This is a genomic window from Paenibacillus sp. cl6col (genome assembly GCF_900102125.1).
GTDB classification, from domain to species: Bacteria; Bacillota; Bacilli; order Paenibacillales; family Paenibacillaceae; genus Paenibacillus_B; species Paenibacillus_B suaedae.
The window spans coordinates 1-7,348 of the sequence record NZ_FNAZ01000025.1; the positions used below are offsets into that span (position 1 = coordinate 1).

Genomic DNA, 7,348 nt, shown 5'->3' on the forward strand with positions numbered 1-7,348 from the left:
TGGAATCGCAGCTCTTGCATGTACCGGCGGTACAGGAGGCGACCGTGGTGGCACTGGAAGATCATGCGGGCCAGAAGCAGCTGTGCGCGTATTTCACAGCAGAGCGCTCGCTCACGGCGGGCGAGCTGCGGGCAGTATTGTCGCAGGAACTGCCAGGCTACATGATTCCGTCCTACTTCGTACAGTTGGAGCGGCTGCCGCTGACGCCGAATGGGAAGATCGATCGGAGAGCGCTGCCGAAGCCAGAAGGCGGCATTGAGACTGGAACGGAGTATGTCGCGCCGCGTACAGATACGGAAGCAAGACTTGCACGCATTTGGCAGGATGTATTGGGGTTACCGAGCGTAGGCGTGAAGGACAACTTCTTCGAGCTGGGCGGCCACTCGCTGCGGGCAACGACGCTGGTGAGCAGGCTGTACAAGGAAATGAACGTCAACTTCCCGTTAAGAGGTGTGTTCCGTCATCCGACTATCGAGGAGATGTCTCAAGCAATCTCGCAAATGGAGACCTCATGGTATACAGCCATTCCGATTGCCGAGGAGCAAGAATACTACCCGTTATCTTCGGCTCAGTTGCGACTCTATATCATGAGCCAGCTGGAAGGAAGCGAGCTCAGCTACAATATGCCTGGCATGCTGGTGCTTGAAGGACAGCTGAATCGAGATCAATTCCAGACAGCATTTTTGAAGCTCATCGCTCGTCACGAGACTTTACGTACTGGCTTTGAGATGGTAGACGGCGAGCCGATGCAGCGTATCCATCGCAATACGGAATTCGCTATTGACTACAGACAGGTATCCGAGGACGAAGTTCCGGAGATGATTGGACAATTTATCCGACCGTTCGACCTGGAGCATCCGCCATTATTGCGGGTCGGGTTGTTCGAAGTTGGGCAGGATCGGCATATTCTCGTCTTTGATATGCACCATATCATTTCTGACGGTGCCTCAATGAGCAATTTAGTTGATGAATTTACTCGATTGTATGCGAATGAAGAACGGCCGCCGCTGCGTATCCAGTACAAGGATTATGCGGTATGGCAGCAGGCGAGTGAGAATCTTGAGAGGCTGAAGCACCAAGAAGACTATTGGATGAGTATGCTGCAAGGCGATCTTCCGAACACAGAGTTGCCGTTGGATTATGATAGAGCGGCGGTTCGCAGCTTCGAAGGGGAGCAGATCGAATTCGAAATTAACCCGGTTGTGACGGGCCAGCTGAACCAACTTGCTTCTAATCATGAGTGCACGCTGTACATGGTCTTAATGTCCGCCTATCAGATTCTGTTATCCAAATATTGCGGTCAGGAAGACATTATTGTCGGTACTCCTGTTGCGGGTCGCAATCATGCCGATTTGGAGCCATTGATCGGTATGTTCGTCAATACCCTCGCGATTCGTAACCGTCCGCAGGGCGATAAAACGTTCCAATCGTTCTTGGCAGAGGTGAAGGAGTCAACATTAGGGGCATTCGAACATCAGGAGTATCCATTCGAGGAACTGATTGACCTCTTGAAGCTGCAGTGGGAGACAAGCCGCAATCCGCTGTTCGATACGGTGTTCGTCCTCCAGAATACGGAGGAGCGTGAAGCCGGAATTGGTGGATTGACGATATCGCCTTACGTGACAAATGACTCGGTCAGCGCGAAGTTCGATCTGACGCTGTCTGTATCGGAAGAAGACGATGGGATGAAGGGAAGCTTCTTGTATGCTTCCAAGCTGTTCAAAGCAGCTGGCATACACAGAATGATGAGAGATTACTTGTCAATCCTGTCCCAAGTATGCGAGAACCCTCGCATCCGCATTCAAGATATTTCGATAAGTGGACAGCAGACACAGGAAAAGAGCAAGATCGATACGATCGAGTTCGCGTTCTAAAATGTGCTGGCAGCAGGTATTGCGGTAAGGCAGCAACGCCTTACCGCCTCCACACTGAGAAACCGCGCTTATCTAACGATCATAGCTAGGGTTGCAGCTCTATCAATTTGGTTAACTAGGTGCACAACCTTGTTCTACATTTGTACATGTACACAAGCGATACATGCTGAGCTTGGAACTGTGTAATTGCGGGAGCGCGTGGCCGCTGCAGGAACGCGCTCTCCTATTTCATTACACCCGTTAAGACAGGGAGGTTCACGAATGAAGTCGGTATATGAGAAAGAAGAAGCCTATTGGAATGGGATGTTTGATTCGGATGACAGCATGAGCATCTTGCCATATTGCAGTACACACGGAAGAGAAGCGAACGCGGATACGAAAGCCGCCAAAGTGTCTATGATCCGAGCACTCCCAACAGATCTGTCAGACAGAATGAACACCCTTGCGAACGGTTCGGATATTGCCCTGTACATGATTGGATTGGCAGGGGCCACTTGCTTGCTCCACCATTATACGAACCGAGAAAATGTGCTTGTAGGCATGCCGACGATGGATGAATCGGATGATGAGTCATCACCTCGTGACGTACTCATTATGAAGACGAATTTGACACGCGGAAGCAGCTTCCGTTCCGTATTGGGGTCAATTAAGACAGCTGTCGGAGGAGCATTGGAGCATCGTCATCTTCCGTTTCGGAAGATGGTACACAACCTAAACCTGGAGATGGACACGAACGGACTTCCGGTGATGAATACGATAGTGTCTTATTCAGCCATACATACCGCTTCTATCGACCTTAGTGTCAGCTCTGACGTCATATTCCGATTCGATGCGAAGGACGATGGCCTTCATTTGGAGGTGCTTTATGATGAAAGCCGCTATGACGCCTCCTATATTGCTACTCTATTCGAACATTTTTTCCGACTGCTTCATTTTGTGTTATTCCAGCCGGACCAGCCTATCGGCAATGCCGTGTTATTGTCCGAAGATGAGAAGCAGCGCCTCCTTCATGAATTTAATGATGTGTGGACGGATTTCCCTCGTCAAGCAACGCTACATCAGTTCATTGAGGAACATGCGGAGCGACAGCCAGAGGCAATCGCGGTTTCTTATGAAGATACCAAGCTGACGTATCGTGAGCTGAATACCCGGGCGAATCGCCTTGCCAGAACACTTAGATCTGAAGGTGTGCAGCCAGAAGCACTAGTTGGGCTCATGGCTGAAAGATCGATCGACATGATTGTTGGGATGCTTGCCGTTTTGAAGGCGGGAGGCGGCTACGTCGCGATTGATCCGGAATATCCGGAGGAGCGCGTTCGCTACATGCTGGAAGATTCGGGTGCTCGTGTCATTCTGGTTCAGCAGCATTTGCAGAATCGTGTGCCAAATACGGAATCAGCAGCTAGACTCCTTATACTTGACGATGAGCAGTCTTATCATGAGGATGCTTCGAAGTTGGAATCGAAGAGTACAGCTGTAGATTTGGCTTGCGTCATCTACACTTCGGGGACAACGGGTAATCCCAAAGGTAACCTGACGACACACCGCAATATCGTACGCATCGTGAAGAATACCAACTATATCGAAATTACGGAGCAGGATAAGGTACTGCAATTATCGAGTTATTCTTTCGATGGCTCCGCATTCGATATTTTCGGGGCATTAACGAATGGGGCCCAACTGGTTCTTGTTCCTCATCATACATTGCTTGATGCACGCAAGCTGGCGGAGCTGATCGAAACGGAGCAAATATCGGTCATGCTGATTACTACCGCTTATTTCAATGTTCTTGTTGACGTAAACGTATCCTGCCTGCGTCATATCCGCGCGATATTGTTCGGAGGCGAGCGCTCCTCTGTCGCGCATGTCCGTAAAGCACTTGAACAGACAGGTCCGGGAAGACTGAAGCATGCCTACGGCCCTTCTGAAAGCACGGTATATGCGACATGGCATGATGTGACAGAGATTCCGGAGCGAGCCGTAAGTGTACCTATCGGTCGTCCAATTAGTAATACAGCCATTTATATCGTCAATGAACGAAATGATTTACAGCCGATAGGGGTATCCGGTGAGCTGTGTGTAGCGGGAGAAGGGTTAGTTCGCGGATATTTGAACCGTCCAGAACTGACTGCACAGAAATTCGTTGATAATCCGTTCGTACCGGGAGAGCGCATGTATCGTACTGGGGACTTGGCGAGATGGCTGTCGGACGGAACGATTGAATATGTTGGCCGAATGGATGATCAGGTGAAAATCAGAGGTCATCGCATCGAGATTGGGGAAGTAGAGGCGCAGCTGCTCAAAGTGGCGCCGATTCAGAAGGCGACGATTGTCGTCCGAGGCCACGAGGACGGAGAGAAGCAGCTGTGCGCATATTATGTAGCAGATCGTCTGCTTCCTGCAGGCGAGATTAGAACAATGCTTGCCAATGAACTGCCTAGTTATATGATTCCGGCATACTTCATTCAGCTTGAACAGATGCCGTTGACGACTAACGGCAAGGTAGATCGCAAAGCCCTGCCAGAACCGGAAGAGCACGTACAAGCAGAGACGGAATATGTGGCGCCTAGAAGTGAACAGGAAATTCGGCTTGCGAGAGTCTGGCAGGAAGTGCTCGGTCTAAGCCGAGTCGGTGCAAAGGATCATTTCTTCGAGCTGGGCGGCCATTCATTACGAGCGACGACACTGGTCAGCAAGCTGCACAAAGAAGAGAATATCAGCCTGTCTCTGCGCGATGTGTTCCGCAATCCTACTTTGGAAGCGATGGCCGCGCTCATGGAAGATGCTCAAGGACGCAAATTCGCACCCATCCCGACAGTTGAGGAGAAGGATGTATATCCGGTATCTTCGGTGCAGAAGCGATTGTTCATTTTGCATCAGCTGGAAGGAGCTGAGCAGAGCTATAACATGCCAGGGGCATTACTGCTTGAGGGTGATGTTGACCGGAACCGATTGGAGTATGCTTTCCGTCAGCTGATCACACGTCACGAAACGCTTCGCACCGGCTTTGAAATGGTGAATGGAGAACCTGTGCAGCGCATTTATCCGACTGTTGATTTTGTAGTGGAAGAGATGTCAGCCCTGGAAAGGTCGGAAGTCGAGGAGCAAATCCGGCAATTCATTCGCGCTTTCGATCTGTCCACAGCGCCACTGTTCAGGGCGGGGCTGATTGAGCTTGCTCCTCAGCGTCACATTCTCCTGTTCGACATGCACCATATCATTTCGGACGGCACGTCAATTGGCATTATGATCGAGGAATTCACAAGCTTATACAGTGGGAATGAGCTTGAGCCGCTTCGCATTCAGTACAAGGACTTTGCTGCGTGGCAACGTTCCGAGGAGCAGATCGAGCAGTTGAAGCGCCAAGAAACTTATTGGTTGCAGCAAATGGAAGGCGTACTTCCTGTGCTTGAGCTGCCTACTGATTATGTACGTCCTGCTGTACAGAGTCATGATGGTGCGCTGTTCGAGTTCTCGCTTGATCGCGAGCAGAGCCAAGAATTGAGGAAATTAGCCGCCGATACGAGAACGACCTTGTACATGGTGCTGCTAGCGGCATACACGATCATCCTTCACAAGTATTCAGGCCAGGAAGACATTGTTGTAGGAACACCGATTGCGGGTCGAACGCATGACGATGTGCAGCCGCTTATCGGTATGTTCGTCAACACGCTGGCGATTCGCAATTATCCTTCAGGAACCAAGTCTGTGCTTACCTACTTGGAGGAAATCAAAGAAACGACGCTGGGAGCGTTCGAGCATCAGGACTATCCGTTCGAGGAACTCGTGGAGAACGTGCAAATTTCGCGAGATATGAGTCGTCATCCGGTGTTCGACACGATGTTCGCCCTTGAGAATACAGAGCATCGGGAATTCGATCTGGATGGTCTTCAGGTGAAGCCATACGGTGCTGAATACGGCATGGCTAAGTTCGACTTGAATCTGACCGTAACAGAAGATGGCGATGGACTCTACTGCACCATGGAGTATGCAACAGCATTGTACAATCGATCGACCATTGAAAGGCTTTGCGGCCATTTCCTGCAGGTCGTTGGAAGCATGACTCATAATCCGCAAGCAGCAATCTCATCACTGCAAATGGTAACCAGCGAGGAGAAGGCTCAACTGCAACATGAATTCAATGGTACGGTTATGGAGTACTCAAGTGACAAGACGGTTCATGAACTGTTTGCGGAACAGGTGGAGCGGACACCGGATGCTGTTGCTGTCGTCTCTGGCAGCGAGCAATTAAGCTACGGAGAGCTGAACCGTAAGGCGAATCAGCTAGCGTGGAAGCTGCGTGAGTATGGGGTGACCGCAGAGCAGCCTGTCGGCATTATTGTCGAGCGAACGCTGGATACAGTCGTCGCAGTGATAGCCGTACTCAAAGCATCGGGCACATTCGTACCGATCGATCCCGAATATCCAGAGACGCGTATTCGCTACATGTTGGCAGACAGCGGGGCTAAGCTGGTTTTGGCGCAATCGGAGCTACCAGGGATCATTTCTGATGACGTCCGCCTAATTGATGTACGCGATAAGTCTCTGTACCAAGGCGACGGAGCTGACGTACCGAATGGCAGCAAACCGTCCAACCTGCTCTATATCATCTACACATCCGGCACGACGGGCAATCCGAAAGGGGTCATGCTGGAGCACGGCAACATGGTTAACCTGCTGCATTATCAGCAGAATGGCACGAACATTCCGATGCCTTCGCGGATATTGCAATATGCGTCTGGCAGCTTCGATGTATGCTATCAGGAAATGTTCTCAGCGCTCCTGTTCGGTGGAAGCTTGTATATGGTCGACAATGAGATGCGCAAGGATCCGGTACGCTTGTTCCAGGAAATCGAAAAGCATGAAATCGACGTGATGTACATTCCAGTGGCGTTCCTGAAATTCATCTTCGCCGAGCCGGAGTGGGCAGAAGCGTTCCCGCGCTGCGTTCGCCATATCATTACGGCGGGCGAGCAGTTGGTCGTGACACCGCAAGTGCAGGCGTGCTTGAAGCGACTCGATATCTGCCTGCATAACCATTATGGGCCATCGGAGACTCATGTCGTGACGACCTATACGATGACGCCGGAAGTTATCGAGGTTGGTCTGCCGCCAATCGGCAAGCCGATCGCGAACACGAGCATTTACATCGTGAACGACAGCTTCGAGCTGCAGCCGATCGGCGTGAAGGGTGAGCTCTACGTATCTGGGGCATGTGTCGGACGCGGGTACTGGGGAAGAACGGACTTAACTGAGGAGAAGTTCCTAGATAACCCGTTCGCCCCTGGTGAGCGGCTGTACAAGACAGGTGACGTAGCGCGCTGGCTTCCAGACGGCAGCATTGAGTATGTGGGCCGAAGCGACCATCAGGTAAAAATTCGGGGCTTCCGCATTGAGCTGGGCGAGGTGGAATCGCAGCTCTTGCATGTACCGGCGGTACAGGAGGCGACCGTGGTGGCACTGGAAGATCATGC

General features: G+C 51.3%; 2 protein-coding genes. Both read left to right on the forward strand.

What is annotated here, in order from left to right; all coding sequences use genetic code 11:
- Positions 1–1,874 (forward strand): condensation domain-containing protein (locus tag BLS15_RS28310; RefSeq protein WP_254777422.1); only part of this gene is annotated, 1,874 nt, incomplete at its 5' end.
- 261 nt (positions 1,875–2,135) lie between these two features.
- The coding region (locus BLS15_RS28315; protein WP_139170740.1) for a non-ribosomal peptide synthetase at positions 2,136–7,348 on the forward strand (5,213 nt) is incomplete at its 3' end.